Origin of the sequence: Wenzhouxiangella marina (assembly GCF_001187785.1) — a bacterium.
Lineage (GTDB): Bacteria > Pseudomonadota > Gammaproteobacteria > Xanthomonadales > Wenzhouxiangellaceae > Wenzhouxiangella > Wenzhouxiangella marina.
The window spans coordinates 3,465,351-3,488,992 of the sequence record NZ_CP012154.1; the positions used below are offsets into that span (position 1 = coordinate 3,465,351).

25 protein-coding genes are annotated in these 23,642 nt (G+C 65.3%); 15 read left to right on the top strand and 10 right to left on the bottom strand.

Going from position 1 to position 23,642, the window contains the following annotated elements; genetic code table 11:
- Window positions 1–31: 31 nt before the first annotated feature.
- The 3 genes from rraA to WM2015_RS14550 all read left to right on the top strand — a co-directional run bounded on the left by rraA (window position 32) and on the right by WM2015_RS14550 (window position 2,024).
- A complete protein-coding gene (gene rraA / locus WM2015_RS14540; RefSeq protein ID WP_049727112.1) occupies window positions 32–511 on the top strand; it encodes a ribonuclease E activity regulator RraA in 480 nt (159 codons plus the stop codon).
- A gap of 68 nt (window positions 512–579) precedes the next feature.
- Window positions 580–1,053, top strand: a complete 474-nt coding sequence (locus tag WM2015_RS14545; RefSeq protein WP_049726740.1) for an NfeD family protein — start codon at window positions 580–582, stop codon at window positions 1,051–1,053.
- Between the two features lie 44 nt (window positions 1,054–1,097).
- Window positions 1,098–2,024, top strand: a complete 927-nt coding sequence (locus WM2015_RS14550; protein ID WP_049726741.1) for an SPFH domain-containing protein — start codon at window positions 1,098–1,100, stop codon at window positions 2,022–2,024.
- Window positions 2,025–2,075: 51 nt separating this feature from the next.
- On the opposite strand, the gene WM2015_RS14555 is transcribed toward WM2015_RS14550, so the two are convergent.
- On the bottom strand, window positions 2,076–2,621 hold the full coding sequence (locus tag WM2015_RS14555) for a DUF924 family protein (protein ID WP_049726742.1): 546 nt from the start codon (window positions 2,619–2,621) through the stop codon (window positions 2,076–2,078).
- Between the two features lie 305 nt (window positions 2,622–2,926).
- Here WM2015_RS14555 and WM2015_RS14560 point away from each other — a divergent pair, with 305 nt between their 5' ends.
- Together WM2015_RS14560 and WM2015_RS14565 are read left to right on the top strand one after the other, a co-directional pair.
- A complete protein-coding gene (locus WM2015_RS14560; RefSeq protein WP_049726743.1) occupies window positions 2,927–3,805 on the top strand; it encodes an NAD-dependent protein deacetylase in 879 nt (292 codons plus the stop codon).
- Window positions 3,806–3,836: 31 nt separating this feature from the next.
- Window positions 3,837–5,075 (top strand): hypothetical protein, encoded by a 1,239-nt coding sequence (locus WM2015_RS14565; protein WP_049726744.1) that lies wholly within the window; start codon window positions 3,837–3,839, stop codon window positions 5,073–5,075.
- On the opposite strand, the gene WM2015_RS14570 is transcribed toward WM2015_RS14565, so the two are convergent.
- From WM2015_RS14570 to WM2015_RS14590, 5 genes are all read right to left on the bottom strand, one after another.
- Complete coding sequence (locus tag WM2015_RS14570) at window positions 5,072–5,986, bottom strand: pirin family protein (RefSeq protein WP_049726745.1); 915 nt, start codon at window positions 5,984–5,986, stop codon at window positions 5,072–5,074. The two genes, WM2015_RS14565 and WM2015_RS14570, sit on opposite strands and share 4 nt — an antisense overlap.
- Window positions 5,987–6,052: 66 nt before the next feature.
- Window positions 6,053–7,039 (bottom strand): peptidylprolyl isomerase, encoded by a 987-nt coding sequence (locus tag WM2015_RS14575; RefSeq protein WP_049726746.1) that lies wholly within the window; start codon window positions 7,037–7,039, stop codon window positions 6,053–6,055.
- A 113-nt stretch (window positions 7,040–7,152) separates the two neighbouring features.
- Window positions 7,153–8,145: a peptidylprolyl isomerase gene (locus WM2015_RS14580; protein WP_049726747.1), complete on the bottom strand. Its 993-nt coding sequence runs from the start codon at window positions 8,143–8,145 to the stop codon at window positions 7,153–7,155.
- 122 nt (window positions 8,146–8,267) lie between these two features.
- Window positions 8,268–8,783, bottom strand: coding sequence for a hypothetical protein (locus WM2015_RS14585; RefSeq protein ID WP_049726748.1), 516 nt, complete (start codon window positions 8,781–8,783; stop codon window positions 8,268–8,270).
- Window positions 8,784–8,969: 186 nt separating this feature from the next.
- Window positions 8,970–10,205 carry a saccharopine dehydrogenase family protein gene (locus tag WM2015_RS14590; RefSeq protein ID WP_049726749.1) on the bottom strand — a complete coding sequence of 412 codons (1,236 nt, stop codon included), beginning with the start codon at window positions 10,203–10,205 and terminating at the stop codon, window positions 8,970–8,972.
- 107 nt (window positions 10,206–10,312) lie between these two features.
- Between WM2015_RS14590 and pyrC the strand changes: the two genes are divergently transcribed.
- From pyrC to WM2015_RS14600, 3 genes are all read left to right on the top strand, one after another.
- A complete protein-coding gene (gene pyrC / locus WM2015_RS14595) occupies window positions 10,313–11,347 on the top strand; it encodes a dihydroorotase (RefSeq protein WP_049726750.1) in 1,035 nt (344 codons plus the stop codon).
- Between the two features lie 517 nt (window positions 11,348–11,864).
- Window positions 11,865–12,518, top strand: a complete 654-nt coding sequence (locus WM2015_RS15970; RefSeq protein ID WP_156201266.1) for a hypothetical protein — start codon at window positions 11,865–11,867, stop codon at window positions 12,516–12,518.
- 40 nt (window positions 12,519–12,558) lie between these two features.
- The gene (locus WM2015_RS14600; RefSeq protein ID WP_156201268.1) at window positions 12,559–12,951 is read left to right on the top strand and encodes a hypothetical protein; all 393 of its coding nucleotides are present in this window, start codon (window positions 12,559–12,561) and stop codon (window positions 12,949–12,951) included.
- Window positions 12,952–13,030: 79 nt separating this feature from the next.
- Here the strand turns inward: WM2015_RS14600 and WM2015_RS14605 are convergent, their stop codons facing one another.
- The gene (locus tag WM2015_RS14605; RefSeq protein WP_049726752.1) at window positions 13,031–13,930 is read right to left on the bottom strand and encodes a diacylglycerol/lipid kinase family protein; all 900 of its coding nucleotides are present in this window, start codon (window positions 13,928–13,930) and stop codon (window positions 13,031–13,033) included.
- 164 nt (window positions 13,931–14,094) lie between these two features.
- On the opposite strand from WM2015_RS14605, the gene WM2015_RS14610 reads away from it, so the two are divergent.
- The gene (locus WM2015_RS14610; protein WP_245609779.1) at window positions 14,095–15,132 is read left to right on the top strand and encodes a DUF3034 family protein; all 1,038 of its coding nucleotides are present in this window, start codon (window positions 14,095–14,097) and stop codon (window positions 15,130–15,132) included.
- 16 nt (window positions 15,133–15,148) lie between these two features.
- A complete protein-coding gene (locus WM2015_RS14615; protein ID WP_049726754.1) occupies window positions 15,149–15,649 on the top strand; it encodes a group I truncated hemoglobin in 501 nt (166 codons plus the stop codon).
- A gap of 11 nt (window positions 15,650–15,660) precedes the next feature.
- Here the strand turns inward: WM2015_RS14615 and WM2015_RS14620 are convergent, their stop codons facing one another.
- Complete coding sequence (locus WM2015_RS14620; RefSeq protein WP_049726755.1) at window positions 15,661–16,143, bottom strand: YajQ family cyclic di-GMP-binding protein; 483 nt, start codon at window positions 16,141–16,143, stop codon at window positions 15,661–15,663.
- A 90-nt stretch (window positions 16,144–16,233) separates the two neighbouring features.
- Between WM2015_RS14620 and WM2015_RS14625 the strand changes: the two genes are divergently transcribed.
- Together WM2015_RS14625 and WM2015_RS14630 are read left to right on the top strand one after the other, a co-directional pair.
- On the top strand, window positions 16,234–17,133 hold the full coding sequence (locus WM2015_RS14625) for an acyltransferase (RefSeq protein WP_049726756.1): 900 nt from the start codon (window positions 16,234–16,236) through the stop codon (window positions 17,131–17,133).
- 24 nt (window positions 17,134–17,157) lie between these two features.
- Complete coding sequence (locus WM2015_RS14630) at window positions 17,158–18,168, top strand: adenosine deaminase (RefSeq protein ID WP_049727113.1); 1,011 nt, start codon at window positions 17,158–17,160, stop codon at window positions 18,166–18,168.
- An 18-nt stretch (window positions 18,169–18,186) separates the two neighbouring features.
- On the opposite strand, the gene WM2015_RS14635 is transcribed toward WM2015_RS14630, so the two are convergent.
- Both WM2015_RS14635 and WM2015_RS14640 read right to left on the bottom strand, forming a co-directional pair.
- Entirely contained in the window at window positions 18,187–18,954 is a 768-nt protein-coding gene (locus WM2015_RS14635) for an SDR family oxidoreductase (RefSeq protein ID WP_049726757.1), read from the bottom strand.
- Window positions 18,951–20,849, bottom strand: coding sequence for an MFS transporter (locus tag WM2015_RS14640; protein WP_049726758.1), 1,899 nt, complete (start codon window positions 20,847–20,849; stop codon window positions 18,951–18,953). Before WM2015_RS14640 ends, WM2015_RS14635 begins: the two co-directional genes overlap by 4 nt.
- 151 nt (window positions 20,850–21,000) lie before the next feature.
- Between WM2015_RS14640 and WM2015_RS14645 the strand changes: the two genes are divergently transcribed.
- The 3 genes from WM2015_RS14645 (at window position 21,001) to WM2015_RS14655 (ending at window position 23,642) form a co-directional block, all read left to right on the top strand.
- Window positions 21,001–22,797 (top strand): acyl-CoA dehydrogenase C-terminal domain-containing protein, encoded by a 1,797-nt coding sequence (locus tag WM2015_RS14645; protein WP_049726759.1) that lies wholly within the window; start codon window positions 21,001–21,003, stop codon window positions 22,795–22,797.
- 192 nt (window positions 22,798–22,989) lie between these two features.
- A complete protein-coding gene (locus WM2015_RS14650) occupies window positions 22,990–23,217 on the top strand; it encodes an AbrB/MazE/SpoVT family DNA-binding domain-containing protein (RefSeq protein WP_049726760.1) in 228 nt (75 codons plus the stop codon).
- Complete coding sequence (locus tag WM2015_RS14655; RefSeq protein ID WP_049726761.1) at window positions 23,214–23,642, top strand: type II toxin-antitoxin system death-on-curing family toxin; 429 nt, start codon at window positions 23,214–23,216, stop codon at window positions 23,640–23,642. Before WM2015_RS14650 ends, WM2015_RS14655 begins: the two co-directional genes overlap by 4 nt.

The window sequence follows — 23,642 nt, forward strand, 5'->3', positions numbered from 1 at the left end:
GGCGTCGAACCCGAACACGGAAGTCCAGCGCATGCAATCGACCCCCGATCTCTGTGATGCTCACGCCGAACACGTCCGCGTGGTCACCGGCCTGCACTGGCAAAGCTACGGTGGCCGCAAGCGCTTCGGAGGACCCATCTCGACCGTGAAGTGCTTCGAGGACAACTCCCGGGTCAAGGAACGCCTCGCCGAGCCCGGCGAAGGCCGCGTGCTCGTGGTCGACGGCGGCGGCTCGCTCCGCCACGCCCTGATCGGCGACATGATCGCGGCAAAAGCCGCCGAACAGGGCTGGGCCGGAGTGATCATCCACGGCGCCTGCCGCGACGTCGAGGTGCTGGCCGAGATCGATTTCGGCGTCTTCGCCCTGGGCTCCGTGCCGATCAAGAGCGTTCGCCGCGACGAGGGCCAGCTCGATGTTCCCGTGCACTTCGGCGGAGTCCGATTCGAGCCGGGCGAGCATGTCTACGCCGACGCCAACGGCATCATCGTGGCCGATCGCGCCCTCGACTGAGGCGCCGGGAACAGCTCCGGATCGGTCTATAATCGAGAGCGTTCTTTCATTGTTCAGGGGAGCAGCTCATGGTCGAGCAATCGTGGTTCTGGCTGATTCTTGGCGCCCTGTTGATCCTCTCGGAGTTCTTCCTGACCGGGATCATCGCGGTGTTCTTCGGCGTCGGTGCTCTGCTGGTCGGCATCCTGACCGCCTTCGGCCTGCTGAACGAGCTGCCCGAGCAGATCGTGGTCTTCGCCGTCCTGTCGGTGGGCGCGCTGCTGTTCGCCCGTGATCGGATCAAGGTCTGGTTCCGCGGCAAGGTCTCGGATCGCTGGGACGGCGACAAGGACCTGATCGCCAGCCGCGGTGAGCGTGTCACCGTGACCCGCGCCTTCAACGACGGCGTCGGTCAGGTGCGCCTGAGCGGGGTCGAATGGAAGGCCGAGAGCGAGGACGGCGATCATGCCGAAGGCGCCACGGTCTGGGTCATCGGCCATCGTGGCATCACCCTGCAGGTCTCGGCCCAGCGCCCCACCGCCGAGCCGCCAGCGGACGATTGAATCCCCCAACCCTTTTCTGATCATCCATTCGGGAGCCAACACTCATGGATTTCGCCACCATTCTTTCCCTGATCGTCCTGGCCATCGTGGTCGTGGCGATCGCCAAGACCGCCCAGATCGTGCCGCAGCGATCGGCCTACGTGGTCGAGCGACTCGGTCGCTTCCACAGCGTGCTCGACGCCGGTTTCCACCTGATGATTCCCTTCATCGACAAGGTGGCCTACAAGCACACGCTGAAGGAAGAAGCGATCGACGTGCCGCAGCAGGCCTGTGTCACCAAGGACAACATCCAGATCCACGTCGACGGCGTGATCTACATGCAGGTCATCGACCCCAAGCTGGCCTCCTACGGCATCGCCGACTACCGCTTCGCCGCCATGCAGCTGGCCCAGACCACCCTGCGCTCGGTGATCGGCAAGATCGACCTCGACAAGAGCTTCGAGGAGCGCGTCGTCATCAACGAGAAGGTCGTCGAAGTGCTGTCGGAAGCCTCCGAGCCCTGGGGCATCAAGGTGCTGCGCTATGAAGTCGCCGACATCGTGCTGCCGGAAACGATCCGCGATGCCCTCGAGAAGCAGATGCGCGCCGAGCGCGAGCGTCGCGCCGTGGTCGCCGAGTCCGAGGGTGCCCGCGAGGCCAAGATCAACGTCTCCGAGGGCATGAAGCAGGAGACGATCAACGTCTCCGAAGGTGACATGCAGAAGCAGATCAACGAAGCCAAGGGTCAGGCCGAGGAAATCACCCTGATCGCCGAGGCCACCGCTGCCGGGATCGAGCGCATCGCCGCCGCCATCAACCAGCCGGGCGGTTCGGATGCGGTCAGCCTGCGCATTGCCGAGCAGTACGTGAAGGAGTTCGGCAAGCTCGCCAAGGAGAACAACACCCTGATCCTGCCGGCCGAGCTGACCGATATCGGTTCGGTCGTGGCCAGCCTGAGCAAGACCCTGTCGGTCACTCAGAACAAGGGCTGATCACCCGGCGCCGGACCGCCTTCGGCTCGGCGCCCTTCCCTTCGGCCCGGCTCAGAACGAGGAGTCGGGCCCCTTCAGAAAGTCGATTTCTTCGGGCGTGGACCTGCGCCCGAGGATGGCATTGCGGTGCGGGTAGCGCCCGAAGCGGTCGATGATCACCTTGTGCTTGTGTTCGAACTCCAGGTTGTATTCCAGGCCCGGGGCTGAGTACAGGCGCACGGCCTCCTCGTGGATGCGCGCGGATTCGGAGTGCATGTAGGGCAGGTAGAGAAAGGCCTTCTCCGTCGTGCTCAGTTCCGCGTCGTGCCCCCCGGCCACGGCCTCCTGAGCCAGGGCCAGGGCCATGCCATCGGCCGCGAAGGCGGCGGCTGAATCGCGATGGATATTGCGCGAGAACTGATCGATCACGATCACTTCGGCCAGGCGGCCTCGCGGCGTCGAGCGCCATGCGAACAGTTCGCCCTGGCAGGCGCGAGCGTGCAGCTCGCCGAAACGCTCGGCGATCCGGCGATCCAGTTCGGTGTCCTTCTGCCACCACTGGGCGGGCTCGAGCTCCTCGAACCAGAAGTGGAGCACGTCATCAGGAGAATGGGGCATGGGGCGATCCACCTTGGGCAAAGCTGCATCATACATATCGCCCCCCGCGTAGGTCGGGCCCACGTGCCCGACGGTCCATGTCGCCGTCTTCTCCGTCAATTCGACGACAGGAGGCATGAATGGAATCCAGACCAGGAAACCCACCGCCGCAGATTTCCGGATTCTCCGGTCGTCGGCCGCGTGGGGCCGACCTACGGCGCGGGCGCCGGGAGCTCGATGCGGATCGAAGCCCCATCGCGTTCGCCCGATGACCGGACCGCGGCGCCTCCGACCTGGCCTTGTCAGGGGCTGCATATACTCTCGCCATGGCCAGTTCCAAACTCATCCGCGTACCGAGCCTGCAGGTCGGCGACCAGTCCGATGCGCCCAGCGCGACGCTCGATGATCTGCGTGCCTTCGTCGATGCTCACCCTCGCCTGCTGGTGCTGACGGGGGCAGGCCTGAGTACCCGCTCGGGCATTCCGGCCTATCGCAACGCGCAGGGCAAATGGCTGCGTCGCGATCCGATCCTGTACCAGGACTTCATCGCCGAGGCGGCCACTAGGCGGCGCTATTGGGCGAGGAGTTTCTTCGGCTGGTCGATGATGCAGACCGCGCAACCCAATTCGGCGCATCGGGCCTTGGCGGCGATGGAGGGTGACGGGCGGATCGAGCTGCTGGTCACCCAGAACGTCGATGGCCTGCACCGCGCGGCGGGCTCCGAAGCCCTGGTCGAACTGCACGGCGCCCTCGACCGGGTCAGCTGCCTGGACTGCGGGGAAGGAATCACCCGCAACGCGCTGCAGGAGGCACTGCTGGCGCGTAATCCGAACTGGCGGCCCGAAGTGCTCGGCTACCGACCCGATGGCGACGCCGAGCTCGATGCCAGCGCCTACCCCGGCTTCGAGGTGGTGGACTGTGCGAATTGCGGCGGGCGCCTGAAGCCCGACGTGGTGTTCTTCGGCGAGAGCGTACCGCCCGAGCGCGCCGAACGGATCGAAGCGGCGCTGGCGGCCTGCGATGGCCTGCTCGTGGTCGGCTCCTCGCTGGTGGTGATGTCCGGCTTCCGTATCGTGCGCGGGGCTCGCGCCCTGGGCCGGCCCGTGGTCGCGATCAACGACGGCCGCACCCGCGCGGATGGACTGCTGGAGTTCAAGGTCGGCGGCGACTGCGTGGAGGTGCTCACGGCGCTGACGGAGGCATGATCGGCGGCTGCATTGTCGGCATAATCGGGGCATGCGCCCACTGATCCCGATCCTTCTGGCCGCCCTGCTCGGCCAGGCCACATTTGCCCTGGAGCTCCAGCCACTCGACCTGCCCACCCAAGGCTCCAGCCTGGCGCCCGGCCTGACGGCCCTGGACGATGGCCGGATCCTGCTCAGCTGGCTGGAAGTGACCGAGAGCGGTCACCGGCTACGCCTGGCGGACTTCGATGGCGACCGCTTCGGCGAGGCCATGACGATCGTCGAGGGCGACGGATTCTTTGCCAACTGGGCCGATACCCCGGCCATTCATGTCGGTGGTGACGGACGGTGGCTGGTCCACTGGCTGCAGCGTTCCGGCCAGGGCACCTATGCCTACGACGTGGTCATGGCCATCAGCACCGATGAAGGTGCGCACTGGTCCTCGCCCTTCTCGCCGCACCGCGACGGCACCCTGACCGAGCACGGCTTCGTGAGCAGTTTCCGGGACCACTCCGGCGCACTCCATGCGGTCTGGCTGGACGGTCGCGAGACGCAACCGGCCGCGGTCGACCAGGGGCATTCCGGACACGACTCGCACGGCCATGGCGCGATGACCCTCCGGACGGCCCGCATCGATGGCCTTGGCGAGCTTTCCCATGAAGCCCTGCTCGACGAGCGGGTCTGCGACTGCTGCGCCACGGCCTCGGCCATGACCGACGCGGGACCGGTCGTGGTCTACCGGGACCGCAGCGAGGACGAGATTCGGGACATCTTCATCACCCGTCGACTCGAGGGCGAATGGACCGAGCCCGAAGCCGTGCACGCCGATGGCTGGCAGATCGCTGCCTGCCCCGTCAACGGGCCCGGGGTGCTCGGCCGGGATCAGACCGTGGTCGTGGCCTGGTTCACGATGGCAGACAACGAGCCCAGAGTGCGACTGGCATTTTCCTCGGACGCGGGCGAGCACTTCGCGGCGCCGCAGACCCTGGATGCGGGCACGGCTCTGGGGCGCGTCGACCTGAGCTGGGTCGAGGACGGCGTCTTGCTGAGCTGGCTGACGGAGACGGCTTCCGGTTCGACGCTGCGCCTGGCCCGCTTCGACCTGGACGGTCGGCTGGCCGGCCAATGGGATCTGCTGAGCCTGGACGGCGGTCGGGTCAGCGGCTTTCCGCGCCTGCAGGCCCTCGGCGAGGGTCGCGTGCTGCTGGCCTGGACCGAAGGCGGGCGCCGCGGCTCGCGGGTACGGGCCGGCTGGCTGACGCTGCCCGAGCCCGCAGCGGAATCTCCTTAGCGTTCGGGCAAGGGAATCCAGTCGTTCTCTTCGGGCACGGGCTCGAAACGACCGGCCTTCCAATCGGCTTTCGCTTGTTCGATGCGCTCCTTGCGCGACGACACGAAGTTCCACCAGAGGTGGCGCGGGCCGTCCAGCGGCTCACCACCCAGCAGGGCCACGCGTGCGCCACCCCGGCTCGACAGGGTCAAGGCGGCAACGGGCGCAAGCACCAGCAGCTGCCCGGCCTGGTAGGACTGGCCATCGATCTCGACCGCGCCCTCGGCCAGATAGAGAGCACGCTCTTCGTGGGGGCTGTCGATCGGCACCCGAGCCCCGGCCTGCAACTGGAGGTCGGCGTAGAGGGTCTCGCTGTGGGTGGGCACCGGCGAGCTGGCGCCGAAGGCATCGCCGGCCAGCAGTCGCACCGCCAGGCCGCGGTCTTCGATCACCGGCAGCTCATCGGCGGCATGGTGCGAGAAGGCCGGGTCGATCTCTTCCTTTTCCACCGGCAGGGCCAGCCAGGCCTGCAGGCCGAACAATTCGCTTTCCGTGCGTCGGCTGCCCTCGGGCGTGCGCTCGGAGTGGACGATGCCGCGCCCGGCGGTCATCAGATTGACCGCGCCGGGGCGGATCACCATCTCCGTGCCCAGGCTGTCGCGATGCATCAGCTCGCCCGAGTAGAGATAGGTCACCGTGGCCAGGCCGATGTGGGGATGCGGCCGCACGTCGAGACCCCGGCCCGGCTGGAAACGACCCAGGCCCATCTGATCGAAGAAGACGAAGGGGCCGACGGTCCGGCGTTGGGCCGAAGGCAGCACGCGGGCGACCTCGAAGCCGCCGATGTCGCGGGTTCTCGGAACGATGACCTGGCGGATGCCGGCCTGCTCGCAGGCCTCGATACGCGCCTGGGGACACTCGAAATAGCTCATCGCTTTGACTCCCGGTGACGATCAGCCCACAGCATGAACCATGGGCCGATAGGGTGGGGTCAAGACTCAGTCGAGCTGGTAGCGATCGCAGCGGATGCGATCCGGCACGGTCAGCCGGGCCACATCGACCTGACCACTGCCGAAGTCGGGCAGATCGTAGCTGAACTGGCCGCTGTTGCAGTCGTTGAATCTGACCGTGATCGTGCCCCGCGAGGTGAAGGCACTGCCTTCCGGCGGGGTCTGAAAGTCGGTCGTTTCGTTCGGCGTGACGACACCGAGAAGACCGATCGTGACCTCGCTGTCGCCCCAGTCGAAGCCGGCGGTGCCAACCAGCCAGATCTGGTTGCCTTCCGAGAAGTCGTACCAGTACAGGTTGACGATCGGCTGATCATCTTCCGTGCCCTGATTGGTGACCTCGATATTGAAACCGACGCCGCCGTTGTTCGGATCGAACCAGGAACCGGAGTGGACCGACATGATCGGAAAGTCGCTGAACTGGTAGGCGCGCTGGATGACCGGCGGGGTCATCGGCGTGTCGGGGAAGTTGCCACCCGGCGTCGTCTGGATGCCGGTGCTCAGGCCGGCGATCTCCTGGACCGTGGCCCAGCCGCCGATCACCTCTCCGAAAACGGCATAGCCGCCGTCGAGATTGTCGTTGGCACCGAGGTTGAAATAGAACTGGGAATTGGCCGAGTTCAACGCGGAAGCTCGCGCCATGGCGATGGTGCGCTCGACGTTGAGCAGGCCATTGTTGCCCTCGTTGACGATGTTCGGCTGGGTCGGCGCGCGATACTCGTAGTTGCGATCGAAGCCACCGCCCTGCACCACGAAGTCATCGACGACCCGGTGGAAGATCAGGCCATCGAAGAAGCCCTCGTCCACGTAGTTGATGAAGTTCTCCGTCGTCACCGGCGCATTGTCCGCATCGAGCTGGAGAAAGATCGGCCCGCGGTCGGTTTCCATCACCACGCGCGGGTTCTGGGGATTCTGGGCAAGGCTCTGGGAGGCGATCAGCGAAAGAAGCAGGAAGCTGATGAGGTTCAGACGCAGCATGTCATGGGGCTCCGGAATGGCGACGGGATTTCGAGGCGCTACGCTACCCGCCTTGCCCGTCAAAGTCCAGACGCGGCGGCCAGTCGCCGCCGCGCCCGAAGATCAGCGAAGAATCAGTTCTGGCCGTGCTGGAAGGCCTGACAGCTGCTGCCACTCGGCAGGGTCAGTCGGGTGACCGGAATCTCCCCGCTGCCGAAATCGGTCAGGTCGTAGCTGAAGGTCCCGGCGGAGCAGCTTTCGAAGGCGATCGTCACCGTGCCCTGCACCGTGAAGTCCTCGCCCGCAGGCGGCTGCTGGAAATCGACCGATCCTTCCGGCGCCGGCACGCCGATCAGCTCGATCTCGACTTCGGTGGCCCCGTACTCGAAGCTGTTGGAGCCCGTGAGCCACATCGGCTGACCGTTGTTGAAGTCATACCAGTAGACCACGACGATCGGGCCGGACTCGTTGGAAGCGTCCTGGGTGACCTCGACGGCGAAGCCCGCCCCGGCGCTCGCCGGCGAGAACCAGGAACCGCTGTGCAGGGGCAGGATGGGGAAATCGCCCAGATAGGCCACGGCGCGCCGGATCACCGTCGGCGAGAAGGGCAGCGAGGTGACCGAGCCATCGTCCGGATCGATCGTGCGACCGGCGCTTTCGATGTCATTCAGGGTGCGCTGGCCGGCAATGACCTCTCCGAAGACCGTGTAGTCACCATCGAGGACATCGTTGTCACCCATATTGAAGTAGAACCCCGCCTGGGCGCCGTCCGTGTCACCGCCATTGGCCATGGCGATGGTCCCGGTCACATTCAGCAGGCCATTGTCCGCCTCGCTGGGGATCGGGTCGAACATGGGGATGCGCGGGGCACCATCACGATCGAAGGCACCGCCCTCGATGATGTAGTCGTTGAAGATGCGGTGAAAGACCAGGCCATCGTAGAAGCCGGCTTCGACGTAGTCGAGGAAGTTCTGGGTGGTGACCGGTGCGTTGAGCGGATCGAGCTCGACGATGATCGGGCCACGGTCGGTGTCGAAGTAGACGCGGGGATCCGGGTCCTGCGCCTGTGCGCCGAGCGCGCCGAGCGCCAGCGAAAGAACGGAAAAGCGAGCGATGGATCGAAACATGAGCAAACCCTCTATCTGTGACTGTCAACGTCCGATCAGTCTAGGGGCTGGCAGGTAAATCGAGCATTAATCAGAAGTTAAGCCGCCGCGCCCGGTGGACGCGGCGGCTGGTTCGGATCCTGTCAGGGCGTTTGCAGCACCGGCATCGGGCCCGGGCCGAGGCGGTTGCGAAGGGCTTCGCGGTTGCGCTCCTGCTGGCGACGGAAGTCACCGGCGGGCATGCAGGTGGTGCGCTTGAAGTGGGTCCCGACGGTGCTGCGACGCGAGCAGATCAGGTAGTTCTCGGGATCGCCGACCACGATGCCCTGCAGCTCCTGGTGCAGGTTGAAGACCGTCAGCTGGTTCTCGTCGCTGAGCTCGCTGACGTTGGAGACCGGCTCCAGGATGGAACGCAGACGGGTGTCGGCATCGCGGTACTGCTCACGCTCGCGGGTGTTGAGCTCGCGAGGCACGCCTTCGCCGATGGCCACGGCCAGCTCGTCGAGAAACTCCAGATACTCATCGACGTCGACGTTGCGCGGCTCGTTGGCAAACGGCGGCGGCTCGAGCTCGCTGCCGGAGCTTCGGTTGTTCTGTCCGCCGCCGGCGCAGGCGGCCGTGAACAGGGCAAGCAGGCTGATGGTGAGAATTCGGTTCATGGTGACAACATTCCTTTGGGTCAATGTGGACTCGGGCCAGCGGTCAGTGGGCCATCGGATCAAGCGCTGAAACAACGGCATCCGACCTTATTACGAATTTCTTCGTATTTATCTACGACTCCGATAGTAGATAGACTGCCCGCCCCTGTCAAGACCTCGACGAAAACAATCGTACAGGGCCGTGAATCAGTCGTCCAGCACCTCGAAGCTCAGTCCGGCATGCTCCTGGAGACGCGGTAGCAGGCGCTCGGCCATGGCCGTGGAGGGGGTCCAGAAGCCCCCGGCGAGCGCATCGCGCGGCAGATCGGTGGCCAGGGTGAAGGCGGCTTCACCCAGCATCTTGGAGGTCGAGCCATAGCCGGGGTCACGATCACCGGTGACCCGAACCCGCAGGCGCTGGCCGACGGCCGTATGGCCATCGAACAACAGCTTGAAGAACCCCTTCTCGCGCTGCTCCTTCGAAGGACCCTCGCCGGCCTTGGGCAGGCGCTTCTTGAGGAGCTTGCGGGTCGGCCCGAAGCTGGCGCCGAGGGCGAAGCCACCGAGCCCCAGGGCCATGCCCCAGGCGCGGCGACGGCCGGCGAAACCGCGGCCCATCATCGTCGACTCGTCGTACAGGAAATCCTCGCCCCAGGGACGGCCCTGCAGGGCGTGCGAGCGATGCACCACGCGCGTGTTGATCGCTGCCATGATGAAGGGCGCCAGCCAGCTGTTGAGGTTCTTGTCGAACTCGGGCTTCTTGACGTAGGGCTGACGCGGACCCTTGCGCTGCTCCGGCGGACAGAGCGCGTAGGGATTGCTGGCGATCTTCGCGACTTCGGGATTGGCGCGCGTTTCCTCGATGATGTTGAGCATGCTGTCCGAGGTGCCGCCGGACATGGTGCCGCGCATGCGCTCGACGCCCATGCGGATCTTCGTGCAGGGCTGGCCGTACTTTTCCAGCGCGGCCTGCTGAAGGAACCAGACGCCGAGGTCGGATGGAATGGAGTCGAAGCCGCAGCAGTGCACGAGACGAGCGCCGCTGGCTTCCGCCTCGGCCTGATGGGCGTCGATCATGCGTCGGATCCAGGGCGCCTCGCCGGTCAGATCGCAGTAGTCCGTGCCCGAGCTCGCGCAGGCCGCGACCAGTTCGGAACCGTGCAGGGCATAGGGCCCGACCGTCGAGCAGACGGCCTTCGTCTTCGCCACCATCGCATCCAGCGATGCTCGATCATGGCTGTCGGCCACCAGCAGCGGCAGCTCGGCGGCATCCGACCCCAGCTGCTCGCGCACGGCCTGGAGCTTGTTCTCGTTGCGCCCGGCCAGGGCCCAGCGCAGATCGCCGCCGACGCCGTGGCGGCCCATCAGGTACTCGGCCAGCAGCTGGCCGGTGAAACCGGTCGCGCCCAGCACGATCAGGTCGAAGTCACGGGAGTCGCTCATGTCGGCATCTGCTCATGGGAACCAGCCGACATTATGCCGGGCCGGGGTCATCGCCACATCCTGATTCGCTAAACTGGCGACTGCATTCCATCCAACGGCTTCGAAGCATGAGCGACTCGATCACCCTGACCCGCCCCGATGACTGGCACCTGCACGTGCGCGACGGCGCCATGCTCGCCTCCGTCGTGCCCGACACGGCGCGCCAGTTCGCCCGCGCGATCATCATGCCGAACCTGAAGCCACCGGTGACGACGGTGGAACAGGCCGTGGCCTACCGCGACCGGATCGTTGCGGTGCTGGACGAGGAGACGGACTTCGAGCCGCTGATGACCCTGTACCTCACCGAGTCGACCACGCCGGAAGAGATCCATCGCGCCGCCGAGCACCCCTTCGTCCATGCGGTGAAGTACTACCCGGCCGGTGCGACGACCAATGCCGACTCGGGCGTGACGGATCTGAAGAAGGTCGATCATGTCCTTGCCGCCATGGAAGAAGTCGGCCTGCCCCTGCTGATGCACGGCGAGGTCACGGATCACGAGATCGACATCTTCGACCGCGAAGCCGAGTTCATCGACCGCGAGCTCGAGCGCCTCGTCGACCGCTTCCCCAAGCTGCCGATGGTGTTGGAACACATCACCACCGAAGCCGCCGCGGACTTCGTCCGCTCTGGCCCGGACAATCTGGCCGCCACGATCACGGTCCATCACCTGCTGCTCAACCGCAACGCCATCTTCGAGGGCGGCCTGCGCCCGCACCACTACTGCCTGCCGGTGCTCAAACGCGAGCAGAACCGCCAGGCCCTGGTGGCGGCGGCCACCAGCGGCAGCCCGAAGTTCTTCCTGGGCACGGACTCCGCCCCGCACCCGAAGGCGGCGAAGGAATCGGACTGCGGCTGTGCCGGCATCTACACGGCCCTGCACGCCATGCCCCTGTACGCGGAAGCCTTCGAAGACGCGGGCGCCCTGGGCAAGCTGGAGGGCTTTGCCAGCCATTTCGGCGCCGACTTCTACCGCCTGCCCCGCAACGGCGACACGATCACCCTGGAGCGGGCGGACGAAGCGATCCCCGATGAAGTCGACTTCGGCGGCCAGCCCGGCGTCCCGCTTCGTGCCGGCGGCAGGACGCGGTGGCGGGTGAAGTAGCGACGGGACCGTCAAGCGGGATCGAAAGCCGGGCGCGGTTGGCCGTAGGTCGGGCCCACGTGCCCGACGGTCCATGTTGAAGGCGTCTCCGACAATTTCGACAATCAACCTCGCCTTGCCGTGGCTCGGTGATGCCTGCGATATCCGTGAGTCGGGTTCCCTGCGATGACTGGGGCATTGCGCCGTCGGGTTGACGGAGATGTCTGGGGCATGGACCGTCGGCCACGTGGGGCCGACCTACGTTTGTGGCCTCGGTCAGGCATCGTATTGGCCGTAGGTCGGGCCCACGTGCCCGACGGACCATGTTGAAGAGGTCTCCGTCAATTCGACAATCAACATCGCATTGCTGTTGCTCGATGGTGCCCGGGATATTCGTGTGTCGGGTTCCCTGCGATGGCTGGGGCATTGCGCCGTCGGGTTGACGGAGATTGCTGGGGCATGGTCCGTCGGCCGCGTGGGGCCGACCTGCGCTGGCCCGACCTACCGGCGGCCCCGGGCTGTTGGAAACGTCTTGGACATGGACTGGCGGCGCTTGACAGCAATATCTGCAATCCACACGATGGCTAAAGTTGGCTATTTTTTTGGGGATAATTCCATGAATTCACTGAGCTCAGTTCTTGTGCTGGCATTGCTTGTGGTCGGAATTTCCACTGCAACCGCCGACAACGCCGATCGCCTGGACGTATTCGTAATTGACCTGGAGCTGGGCACCGATGAGGAGCATCGATCGCTCCGAATCATGATGCTTGAAAGCAGTTCCGCCGAAGTCACGTTGGCCTCGGCTGCAGAAACAGCGACCGATCTGGCAGGGTCCCTTACTCTCAAACCGTCTGCTTCAGGCACGGACCAGATCGAAATCGATTTTGAATGGGTGCCTTCGGGCAACAGAGAGGTCAAACGATTCAAGATGCTGGTTCTAGAAGGCGAAGCATCCAGCATCGCGACCATTGACTCGAACGGCGATTCGCTTCAGATCGGCGTGGTGGCAGAACGAGCTTCCGCTCTCGAACGAGAAGCCCTCTTTTCCGATCAGCTCGGTGAAGGAAATCAATCGAGATCGACCAACTGCGCATATCAATACTGCGGCGGATCCCCCTGGGCCTGTTGCGGTACCTGCGTGAGGTGCGATGTTGGCTGCGGCTGGTTCGGCCCCAGCTGCCAGGTTCCTTAGCTGGCACCGCCCGAGCATGCCTCGGTTAGGCGCCATCACGATGTTTCCGCTGCTGGTACTGGTCTCCGCTTTGGCTAGCAGCGGCCAGACTCCTGTGCCCGCTTCGGCATGTTGGGCCGTCACGGACGTGAGCGAGAAGACCAGGGTCCTGAGCTTGATTGACCCATGGAGCCAACTACACCAGCTGAGACGTCATACGATGCTGGACGGGGCGATCGGCTATGTCAGCGAGCCGATAGTGCGGATGGTGATTGTCCATCCATTTCCGGATCAGGACCTGATCAAGATCTCGGCTTACTCGAACGCGGACGCCGACCTGCCCGACTCATCCTTTACCGACCTGGAAGCGCGGCTCCAGCAAGCTGACGAGCTCGAGGGCAAGTTGGTCCGGTGTTCCGAAATCGGCGAAACGGACGGCATAGCCTACTTCTAGTGGGCCGCGCGGTAGATTGAGTAATACCCAGAGCCACTGGCTTCTGCTGAATTCACAAGCGGGCACGGGCTCGCTTCTTTCAACCAAGCAGCCGCAAAGCCCCCGCCAGCACGCTGACTTCGATCCGCACCGCGTCGCGCGCGAGAATCTCGCCATCGCCATGGACTCCCACGCCTGCCGGACAATCGACGCTGATCCGCTCGATGCGATCGGCATGGACGCCGGCGAAGCGGCCGTGCGTTCCGCGCAGGACGCTGGGGAGGATCCGAAGCAGACGATGGATGGGCAGGGCGTCGGCCCGGCAGAGGTCGAGCTTGCCATCGTCGATCTCGGCCTCCGGCGTCAACCGAAAGCCACCGCCGGCGCTCTGGCCATTGCCCACCGCGATCAGGAATTGCCGATCCTCGATGGCCTGGTCGTTCCAGCGCAGCTGCATCTCGGGTGCCCGGTAGGAAAACAGGTGCACCAGGGCCGCGACCAGATAGCGCGAGAAACCACGAAAGACCTTCGCCTGGCCCGCACTGGCGGCCACCTCGGCCTCGAAGCCGATGCCGAGGGAATTGACGAAATGCCCTTCGATCACCTGCCCCGCCACCGTCTGCAATCGCACCTGGCCGACGTCACAGGCCCGCGGCTTCGCCTCGGCGAACCAGGCCAGGGCCGCTTCGGGCTCGGTCGGGCTCAACAACATGCGGGCGAAATCGTTGCCGGAGCCGACCGGCAGCACGCCCATCAAGGCGCGCCCTCCGACCAGGCCACGGGCCACCTCGTGGACCGTGCCGTCGCCGCCCACCGCCACCACCAGGCGGTCGTCGTCCAGGGAGCGCTCCCGGGCCAGGCGCTCGGCATCGCCCGGGGCTGAGGTCAGGCAGATCTCCGCCTCCGGCATCAGGGCCCGAATCCGCTCGGCGAGGGGATGTTCCGTGCGACCGCGGTGCCCCCCGGCAACGGGATTGATCAGAAAACTGGTGGCTGGCACGCGGTGAAACCCCTTTGCTGCGGCGTGACGTGGTCGGCGGTCAGAGAGTATCCCCGCCTGGCGCAGCCACGACAAGCTGCTGCCAGCGGACCCCGTTGGCGTGAAGGCGATCGATCGGCGCTACACTCGGGCCCTCTACCACCATCATGCAGCCAGGAGACCGAATGAAGCACGCCATAGCAATCCTTGCCGGGCTGGGTCTGGGACTCATATTTCTGCCGAGCGCAGAAGCGGCCGGTGGGCGCTTGCTGGCCACCGGTGGTGTCAGCCAGTTCGAAGGCGCGGCCGGCGGCGGCTTGAGCCCCTGGGCCCTGATCACCGGCTACGGTACGGAGGACGAGATCGGCGGCGCGGCCCACTACACCTACCTGCACACGGATCGCTACGGACTGCAGTCGGCCGGCTTCAAGTTCGGCCTCTTCGACCGCTTCGAGTTCGGTTACACGCGCCAGCGCCTGAACGTGGATTCCTTCGTCATCCAGTCCACCGCCGGCGCCCTGATCGGCGGCCTGGAGCCCCTGCTCGGCCCCGCCGATCCGGGCGTGGCCAGCAATGCCCTGATCGACATGGACATCTACCACGCCAAGCTCCGCCTGTTCGGCGACGCAGTCTACGCGCAGGATTCCTGGCTGCCGCAGGTCTCGCTGGGCATCCAGCACAAGCGCAACCGCGACTTCGGTGGCGGTGTCGACCTGCCCTACCTGGGCGAGGTCGGGATTCCTGCCCTGCTCGGCGCCAGGGATTCGCACGGCACGGACGTCTACCTGTCCGCCAGCAAGGTGCTGCTGGGCGTGCCCTTCGGTCGCAATCTGCTGCTGAACGGCACGGTCCGTGCGACCCGCGCCAATGCCTTCGGCCTGCTGGGCTTCGGCCGGGAAGTCATCAACCCGCTGACCGGCGAGCGCCTGGACCTGAACGACGGCCATGAGCTGGAATTCGAGCTCTCGGCAGCCCTGTTCCTTACACCCACGGTGGTGCTGGGCGGAGAGTACCGGACCCAGAGCAACCGTCTCGCCGACCAGCCGGTGCTCGGCCTGCTCGGCGCACCGGATCTGGCCGAAGAAAACGACGCCTGGGATCTTTTCCTCGCCTGGTTCCCGAACAAGACCCTGGCCGTGACCGCGGCCTACGTCGATCTGGGCAACCTGCCCTTCCAGCCGGATTCGGAAGCGGCCTATCTGTCGCTCCAGGCCTCGTTCTGATCAGGAGATATCGCCAATGAACTACAGCAACAAGACCCTTGGCGTGGCCCTGGGCGCGCTGATCCTGAGCGCCTGCGGCGGCGTCCCGACCAATGACGCCGACGAGAGCTCCAGCCTGAAGAACTACGACCGGACCTTCTACGAGCAGCTCAGCGGCGAGGACCGTTCACTCTACGAGCGTCTGGGCGGCTACGAGGCCATCGATGCGATCGTCCGCGCCGGCCTGGCCGAGGTGCTGGCGGACGAGCGGATCAACTTCCTGTTCGAGGACACGGACCTCGACAACCTGCAGCTCCGTCTGACCGAACAGATCTGCGAGCTCGCTGGAGGCCCCTGTACCTATGAAGGCCTATCCATGGAAGAGGCGCACTTCGCGCTGGAGATCAACGACGCCGAGTTCAACGCCCTGGTCGAGGACTTCCAGATCGCCATGCGCGCCAATGACATCCCCTACGCGCTGGAGAATCAGCTGATCGCCCTGCTGGCGCCGATGAAACCGGCGGTGACCCACCAATAGGCGTCTGCCGATCAGTCGCGGAAGTTCTTGAACTGCAGGGGCAGGCCGAGTTCCTCGCCCTTGAGGAGCGCGATGGCCTCCTGCAGATCGTCGCGCTTCTTGCCGGTAATGCGGACCTGATCACCCTGGATCGCCGCCTGCACCTTGAGCTTGGAGCCCTTGACCAGCTTGACGATCTTCCGGGCCAGGTCGGTGTCGATGCCTTCGCGCACGGTCACCGGCCGGGTGGCGGTCTTGGCCATGATGACGGACTCACCGACCTCGACACAGTCCAGGTCGATGCCGCGTTTGGTCATCTTCGAGTAGAGGATGTCCAGCATCTGATCGAGCTGGAAGTCCGACTCGGTCTTCATGGTGATGAGCAGCTCCTTGAGCTCGTAACTCGAGTCCGTGCCCTTGAAGTCGAAGCGTGTAGTGACTTCGCGGTTGGCCTGGTCGACGGCGTTGGCGAGTTCGTGATGATCGACTTCGGAAACCACGTCGAAACTGGGCATGCGGCACCTCACGTGCGGTGAATTCGGAAACGGGAATTATGCCCCAGCAGCTCCGGCGGCATCGACGGCAGACCATGAGATAATCCCATCATGTTCTCCAAGCTGATCGCCGGCCTGCGAGTGCTCACCGCCGCCTCGCTGCTCAGTCTCAACACCCTGGTCCATGTGATCCCGCTGCTGCTGGTGTCCCTGGTCAAGATGGTGCTGCGCTTCGACGCCGTCCGGGGCGTCTGCGATCGCGTCCTGATGGCGATCGCCGCCAGCTGGATCGACGTCAACAGCTGGATGTTCGATCATCTGACCGACACGCGCATCGTCGTCGACGGCCTGCCCGAACCGCAGCTGGACGGGCATTTCCTGGTGTTGTGCAATCACCAGAGCTGGGTCGACATCCCGGTGCTGCAGAAGCTGTTCAACCGTCGCCTGCCCCTGCTGCGCTTCTTCCTGAAGAGCCAGCTGATCTGGGTGCCGGCCCTGGGTCTGGCCTGGTGGGCGCTGGATTTCCCCTTCATGAAGCGCTATACCCGCGCCCAGATCGAGCGTCGCCCCGAGCTGGCCGGCCGTGACATCGAGGCCACCCGTCGCGCCTGCGCCAAGTTCCAGCGAATCCCGGTCTCGGTGGTCAATTTCGTCGAGGGCACGCGCTTCACGGAGGCGAAGCACGACCGCCAGGACAGCCCCCTCGAGCATCTGCTCAAGCCACGCGCCGGCGGCACGGGCTTCGTGCTCGATGCGATGGGCGACTCCCTCGACACCCTGGTCGACGTGACCATCGTCTACCCCGAAGGCGCCGGGGAGCTCGGCGCCCTGTTTGCCAATCGCATCCCAGAAATCCGGGTCGATGTGCAGGTCACGCCCATCCCCGACGAGCTGCGCGGCGGCGACTACCAGAACGACCCCGAGCACCGTGAGCGCGTGCAGGCCTGGATCAACCAGCTCTGGGCGGACAAGGACGCGCGCATCGCACGGCTGCTATCCTCTTCGACCTGAACCCTCAGGAACCGATCCATGTCCATCGAAGACGCCATCCGGGCCCTGCCCAAGGTCGAGCTGCACCTGCACATCGAAGGCTCGCTGGAGCCCGAACTGATGTTCGCCCTGGCCGAACGCAACCAGGTCGAACTGCCCTTCGCCAGCGTCGAAGAAGTCCGCGCGGCCTACGACTTCAGCGACCTGCAGAGCTTCCTGGACATCTACTATGCCGGTGCTCAGGTGCTGCTCGAGGAGCAGGACTTCTACGACATGACCTGGGCCTACCTCGAGCGCTGTCGCGCCGACAAGGTCCGCCACACGGAAATCTTCTTCGACCCGCAGACCCACACGGATCGAGGCGTGCCCTTCGACACGGTCATCCGCGGCATCACCCGGGCCCTGGACGACGGCCGCGAGCAGCTGGGGATCAGCTCCGAGCTGATCCTGTGCTTCCTGCGCCACCTCTCCGCCGAAGCGGCCATGGCGACGCTCGAGCAGGCCCTGCCCTGGAAGGAACGGATCATCGGCGTCGGCCTGGATTCCTCGGAGAAAGGCCATCCGCCGGAGAAGTTCCAGGCCGTCTTCGACCGCGCCCGGGCCGAAGGCTTCCTGACCGTGGCGCACGCCGGCGAGGAAGGCCCGCCGGAGTACATCGAACAGGCCCTGGACCTGCTCAAGGTCAAGCGCATCGACCACGGTGTGCGCTGCCTGGAGGACCCGCTGCTGGTCCGCCGCCTGCAGAAGGAGCGCATGCCGCTGACCGTCTGCCCCCTGTCCAACGTCAAGCTCTGCGTCTTCGACACGCTCGAGGAGCACAACCTCAAGACCCTGCTCGACGCCAATCTCTGCGCCACCATCAATTCCGACGACCCGGCCTATTTCGGCGGCTACATCGGCCAGAATTTCCTCGAGACGGCCGAGGCCCTGAAGCTGGGCCTCGACGACATCGAGACCCTGGCCCGAAACGCCGTCGAAGCCAGCTTCCTCGACGACGATGGGAAGCAGGACCTGATGATCCAGATCGACGACTGGGCGGAGCGCTACGTGCACTGAGCCCGCGCGTGGCGGAGCTCAGAATCCGAAGACGCTGAAACCGCCGTCGACGCTGATGACCTGGCCGGTGACGTAGCCGGCCACGGGCAGGCAGAGGAAGGCGATGGTGCCGGCCACTTCCTCCGGCCGGCCGATGCGGCCCATGGGTGTACGCTCGAGCACCTGTGATCGGTAGTCGGGGTCATCGAGCACCTGCCTCGCCAGGGGCGTGTCGATGTACCAGGGCGAGACGGCGTTGACGCGAATCCCGTCGCCGGCCCATTCGACGGCCAGATTTCGCGTGAGCTGGTTCAGCGCCGCCTTGCTCATCGCGTAGGGTGCGCCGGTTCTGAGGTGCGTATGACCGGCCACGGAACTGATGTTGACCACGCTGGCCTGGCCTGCTTTCTTCAACAATGGATGCGCTGCACGGGTCAACTCGAAGGCGGCAATCAGATTGGTGTCGAGCAGCTGATCGAGCTCACCGGGCGCGTAGTCCAGCACCCGCTTGCGCCGGTTCGTGCCGACGTTGTTGATAAGCATGTCCAGGCGCTCCCCGACGGCCGCCAGCAGCACCGTTCGGTCCTCGGGCCGGGTGACATCGCCAGGCACGGCGTGCACTTTCAGGCCTTCGGCGCGGAGCGTCTCGGCGGCGGCCTCCAGATCGGCCGCCCCCCGGGCGCTCATCCACACTTCGGCGCCACGCTCGGCCAGCATGCGGGCGGCGGCCAGGCCGATGCCCCGACTGGCGCCGGTGACCAGGGCGCGGCGTCCGTCGAGTCGCCAGAGTGCGTCCGGGCCGCTCATGAATCGACCCCGTCGTGCAGGCGACGAACGCGCGCCTCCAGATCGGCCGCGCTGACGGCCTCGGGGGCCACGGGCTCACCGACGATCAGGTCGATGCGACGGTAGAAGCCGCGCGGCAGCTTGAAGAAGGCACGGCCACCGGAGCGGCTGAAGAAGCTGCGCCAGAGCCCACGCAGGGCCATCGGGTAGACCGGCACGGGGCTGCGCTCGATGATGCGCTCGATACCGGGCTTGAAGGGCTGGAGCTCGCCGTCGGGCGTCAGTCCACCCTCGGGAAAGATGCAGACGATCTGACCGTTCGCGAGTTCCTCGGCGACGCGATCCATGGCCCGGTCGAGCATCTCCGGGTCTTCCTTCTTCGGCGCCACCGGGATGGCCTTGGCCGTTCGGAAGATGAAGCTCAGCACCGGAATCTGGAAGATCCTGTGGTACATCACGAAGCGAATCGGCACCGGGCAGGAGCCGGCGATGATCAGGGCGTCGATGAAGCTGACATGGTTGCAGACCAGCACCGCCGGGCCCTGCTCCGGCAGGCGATCACGGCCCTGGACCTTCACCCGATAGAGCGTGTGGATCAGTATCCAGACCAGGAACCGCATCAGGAATTCCGGCACCTGCTGGTAGATGTACAGGGCCACGACCACATTGAGGACGGCCACGACCAGGAAGGTCTCGGCGATGCTCAAGCCGGCCACGCCGAGCATCAGGGCACCGGCGACGGCCGCAATGACCATGGCCAGGGCGTTGAGGATGTTGTTGCCGGCGATGATCCGGGACAGGTGGGTCTTCTTCGAGCGGCTCTGCACCAGGGCATAGAGCGGCACGATGTAGAAGCCTCCGAACAGGGACAGGCCGAAGATGTCGATCATCACCCGCCAGGCCCAGGGCTCGGACAGGAAGGCCATCGGCCCGATCAGCTCCGGCGTGATCTCCAGACCGCTCGGCACGGCGAAGTAGAGATCGATGGCGAACACGCTCAGGCCGATCGAGCCGAAGGGCACGAGGCCGATTTCCACCTTCTGCCCGGCCAGGCGGTCGCAGAGCATGGAGCCCAGGCCGATGCCGATCGAGAAGGTCGCCAGCAGCAGGGTCCCGACCAGTTCGTTGCCACCCAGGATCAGATGCGTGTAGTTCGGAAACTGGGTCAGGTAGAGCGCGCCGAAGAACCAGAACCAGGAGATGCCGACGATCGACAGGAACACCGTGCGCCTGGCGCGCATGAAGCCGATCAGGCGTACCGTTTCGGAGAACAGGTTCCAGTTGATCCCGAGCGCGGGATCAACGGGGGGCGTCAAGGGAATGCGGCGCGACACGAGGTAGCCGGCCACCGCCACGCCGATCGAGGCGCCGGCCACCCAGGCCGGTCCGGACTCGCCCAGGGCGATCAGCAGGCCGCCACCGATGGTGCCGAGGAGAATGGCGACGAAGGTGCCCATCTCGACCAGGCCATTGCCCGCCACCAGTTCCTGCTCGTGCAGGTGCTGGGGCAGCAGGCCGTACTTCACCGGCCCGAAGAAGGCCGATTGCGTGCCGAGCAGGAACAGCACCCCCAGCAGCAACCAGACGTTGCCGATCATCAGGGCCAGGGCCGCACAGACCATGATGACGATCTCGAGCAGCTTGATGATGCGGATCAGACGGCTCTTCTCCAGCTTGTCGGCCAGCTGCCCTGCCGTGGCGGAGAACAGGAAGAAGGGCAGCACGAACAGGCCGGCGGCCAGATTGATCAATACGTTCGAATCGAGCCCGCCGGCCAGCTGGGCGCTCGAATAAGCCAGCAGCAGGATCAGGGCGTTCTTGAACAGATTGTCGTTGAAGGCACCGGAGAACTGGGTCCAGAAGAAGGGGCCGAATCGGCGCTGGCCGAGCAGACTCAAGGGGCGATCGGGCGTCATGGCGTGCGCGGGCTCCTGGCAGGGTTGCGGGCATGGTAGCGCGTTCCCCCGGATGCCGTCGTCGGCCTGACGCGGGGTGTGAATGTCATCCTGACATACGCTGGCGTATGGTAGGCTCGGTTCATTCGATTTTCCTGACAGGATCCTCCCCATGCCCCAGTACCGCGCCCCCCTCGACGACTTCCGCTTTCTCTATCACGAGTTTCTCGACCTCGACGGGCTCGGCGAGCTCCCGACCATGGCCGAGGTCAGCCCGGACCTGATCGACTCGATCCTCGAGGAATCGGCCAAGGTGGCCCAGGAGCTGCTCCAGCCACTGAACGAAGTCGGCGACCGCATCGGCTGCAAGCACGACGGCGAGGCGCACACGGTGACCATGCCGGAGGGCTTCGTCGAGGCCTACAGGCAGTACTGCGAAGCGGGCTGGTCGGGCCTGGTGGCCGACCCCGAGTTCGGCGGCCAGGGCCTGCCCACCTTCATCGGCCTTGCCATCTCGGAGATGAACAATGCCGCCAACCCGAGCTTCTCGGCCTACCCCGGCCTGACCCTGGGCGCCTACGAAGTCATCCATGCCTACGGCAGCGAGGAGCAGAAGCAGACCTACCTGCCGAACATGATCAGCGGCCAGTGGAGCGGCACGATGAACCTGACCGAGCCCCAGTGCGGCACGGACCTCGGACTGATCCGCACCAAGGCCGAGCCGAACGAGGACGGCAGCTACTCGATCACCGGCACCAAGATCTGGATCACCGCCGGCGAGCACGACATGGTCGACAACATCGTCCATCTGGTGCTGGCGCGCCTGCCGGATGCCCCGGAAGGCACCCGCGGGATCAGCCTGTTCATCGTGCCCAAGTTCCTGGTCAACGAGGACGGGACCTTGGGCGAGCGCAACGGCGTGGTCTGCTCCAGCATCGAGAAGAAGATGGGCATCAAGGCCTCCGCCACCTGCGAGATGACCTACTCGGGCGCCAGGGGCTTTCTGATCGGCGAGCCGAACCGGGGCCTGATGGCGATGTTCACGATGATGAACGCGGCCCGTCTCGTCACCGGCATCCAGGGCCTGGGCATGGCCGAGGCCGCCTACCAGGCCGCTGTCACCTTCGCCCGCGAGCGCCTGCAGGGCCGCAGCCTGGGCGGCGCAAAGTCGCCGGACAAGCCGGCCGACTCGATCCTGGTCCACCCGGACGTTCGCCGCATGCTGATGATCAGCCGCGCCCACATCGAGGGCGCCCGGGCGCTGGGCCTGTACACGGGCGTGCAGCTGGAAACCGAGCAGCACCACCCGGACGAAGCCGTACGCCGGAAGGCCGGCTACTGGGTCGAGCTGATGACCCCGATCATCAAGGCGCACTTCACCGACATCGGCTTCGAGGTGACCAACCTCGGAATGCAGGTGCACGGGGGTGCCGGCTACGTGACCGACACGGGCGTCGAGCAGTTCGCTCGCGACGTGCGCATCACCCAGATCTACGAAGGCACCAACGGCGTGCAGGCCCTCGACCTGGTCGGCCGCAAGCTGGTGGCCAACAACGGCGAGAACCTGAAGGCCTTCTTCGAGCCGGTCCAGGCCTTCCTGGCCGAACAGTCCGGCAAGGAAGCCGTGGCCGAATTCGTCACCCCGCTGGCCGAGGCCGTTCAGGCCCTGCAGGAGACCACCGCCTGGGTCTACCAGCAGATGGCCAGGGACCCGATCGAGGCGGGAGCGGCCTCCAGCGACTACCTGAAACTCTTCGCCCTGACCGCCACCGCTTTCATGTGGGCGCGGATGGCCGTCATCGCCAGGGCGAAGCTCGATGCGGGCGAGACGCGCGGCGGCTTCTACCAGGCCAAACTCGACACGGCACGCTTCTTCATGACCCGCATGCTGCCCGATCGCCTCGGCCTGGAGGCCAAGGTCAAAGCCGGCGCCGGCCCGATGATGGCCCTGGCCGACGAGGCGTTCTGAAACCTGAATTCACCACAGAGGCAAAGAGGACACAGAGGACACAGAGAACATCGGAAAGCGGATCAACTTCAGCAAGCTTGAGTTTCTGGTTTTTCCTCTGTGACCTCTGTGCCTCTGTGGTGAACATCGCCTTGCGGCTCTTCGCTGTAAAACAATTGTTATACTCAGGTCTCCTTCGACTGGAGACCCATCATGCACAAGAAGCTGAAAGTCACCGCCATCGGCAATTCCACCGGCGTCATCCTGCCCAAGGAACTGCTGGAAAAGCTGCGCGTCAGCCGCGGCGATGAATTGATGGTGCACGAGACCCCCGAAGGCATCGTGCTGACGCCCTTCGATGCCGAGTTCGCCCAGCAGATGGATGTGGCGGAGCGCATCATGCGCGAAGATCGCGATCTGCTCAGGAAGCTGGCGCAGTGACCCTCCTGGAGCCGGTATGGATATCCGCACGCTTGGCCGTGGCCATCCATCAGCGCCAACTTGCCGAGCATGGCGGGCCCGACGGAATCCGCGACCAAGCCATGCTGGAGTCTGCGCTGGCCAGACCATTGCAGCGACATGCCTACGGGGGCAGCGACATCGATATCCCGGAGCTGGCCGCAGCCTATGCCTACGGCATGGCCCGCAACCACCCGTTCGTCGATGGCAACAAGCGAACCGCCTATGTCCTATGCCGAACCTTTCTGGTGCTCAACGGCTGGGACCTGCGCAACCCGCTCGAAGACCGCTATCCCACCTTCCTGGCCCTCGCCGCCGGCGAACTCGAGGAATCGGAGCTGGCCGACTGGCTGCGCCGGAACGCCCGTCCCGAACAGGTCTCCGAAGGCTCGGCAAGCTACGGCTGA

What these genes read in the sequence shown, in the direction of transcription:
- rraA (WP_049727112.1), top strand. Translation starts at nt 32, where the DNA reads ATGCAATCGACCCCCGATCTCTGTGATGCTCACGCCGAACACGTCCGC.
- WM2015_RS14545 (WP_049726740.1), top strand. Translation starts at nt 580, where the DNA reads ATGGTCGAGCAATCGTGGTTCTGGCTGATTCTTGGCGCCCTGTTGATC.
- WM2015_RS14550 (WP_049726741.1), top strand. Translation starts at nt 1,098, where the DNA reads ATGGATTTCGCCACCATTCTTTCCCTGATCGTCCTGGCCATCGTGGTC.
- WM2015_RS14555 (WP_049726742.1), bottom strand. Translation starts at nt 2,621, where the DNA reads ATGCCCCATTCTCCTGATGACGTGCTCCACTTCTGGTTCGAGGAGCTC.
- WM2015_RS14560 (WP_049726743.1), top strand. Translation starts at nt 2,927, where the DNA reads ATGGCCAGTTCCAAACTCATCCGCGTACCGAGCCTGCAGGTCGGCGAC.
- WM2015_RS14565 (WP_049726744.1), top strand. Translation starts at nt 3,837, where the DNA reads ATGCGCCCACTGATCCCGATCCTTCTGGCCGCCCTGCTCGGCCAGGCC.
- WM2015_RS14570 (WP_049726745.1), bottom strand. Translation starts at nt 5,986, where the DNA reads ATGAGCTATTTCGAGTGTCCCCAGGCGCGTATCGAGGCCTGCGAGCAG.
- WM2015_RS14575 (WP_049726746.1), bottom strand. Translation starts at nt 7,039, where the DNA reads ATGCTGCGTCTGAACCTCATCAGCTTCCTGCTTCTTTCGCTGATCGCC.
- WM2015_RS14580 (WP_049726747.1), bottom strand. Translation starts at nt 8,145, where the DNA reads ATGTTTCGATCCATCGCTCGCTTTTCCGTTCTTTCGCTGGCGCTCGGC.
- WM2015_RS14585 (WP_049726748.1), bottom strand. Translation starts at nt 8,783, where the DNA reads ATGAACCGAATTCTCACCATCAGCCTGCTTGCCCTGTTCACGGCCGCC.
- WM2015_RS14590 (WP_049726749.1), bottom strand. Translation starts at nt 10,205, where the DNA reads ATGAGCGACTCCCGTGACTTCGACCTGATCGTGCTGGGCGCGACCGGT.
- pyrC (WP_049726750.1), top strand. Translation starts at nt 10,313, where the DNA reads ATGAGCGACTCGATCACCCTGACCCGCCCCGATGACTGGCACCTGCAC.
- WM2015_RS15970 (WP_156201266.1), top strand. Translation starts at nt 11,865, where the DNA reads ATGGACTGGCGGCGCTTGACAGCAATATCTGCAATCCACACGATGGCT.
- WM2015_RS14600 (WP_156201268.1), top strand. Translation starts at nt 12,559, where the DNA reads ATGTTTCCGCTGCTGGTACTGGTCTCCGCTTTGGCTAGCAGCGGCCAG.
- WM2015_RS14610 (WP_245609779.1), top strand. Translation starts at nt 14,095, where the DNA reads ATGAAGCACGCCATAGCAATCCTTGCCGGGCTGGGTCTGGGACTCATA.
- WM2015_RS14615 (WP_049726754.1), top strand. Translation starts at nt 15,149, where the DNA reads ATGAACTACAGCAACAAGACCCTTGGCGTGGCCCTGGGCGCGCTGATC.
- WM2015_RS14620 (WP_049726755.1), bottom strand. Translation starts at nt 16,143, where the DNA reads ATGCCCAGTTTCGACGTGGTTTCCGAAGTCGATCATCACGAACTCGCC.
- WM2015_RS14625 (WP_049726756.1), top strand. Translation starts at nt 16,234, where the DNA reads ATGTTCTCCAAGCTGATCGCCGGCCTGCGAGTGCTCACCGCCGCCTCG.
- WM2015_RS14635 (WP_049726757.1), bottom strand. Translation starts at nt 18,954, where the DNA reads ATGAGCGGCCCGGACGCACTCTGGCGACTCGACGGACGCCGCGCCCTG.
- WM2015_RS14640 (WP_049726758.1), bottom strand. Translation starts at nt 20,849, where the DNA reads ATGACGCCCGATCGCCCCTTGAGTCTGCTCGGCCAGCGCCGATTCGGC.
- WM2015_RS14645 (WP_049726759.1), top strand. Translation starts at nt 21,001, where the DNA reads ATGCCCCAGTACCGCGCCCCCCTCGACGACTTCCGCTTTCTCTATCAC.
- WM2015_RS14650 (WP_049726760.1), top strand. Translation starts at nt 22,990, where the DNA reads ATGCACAAGAAGCTGAAAGTCACCGCCATCGGCAATTCCACCGGCGTC.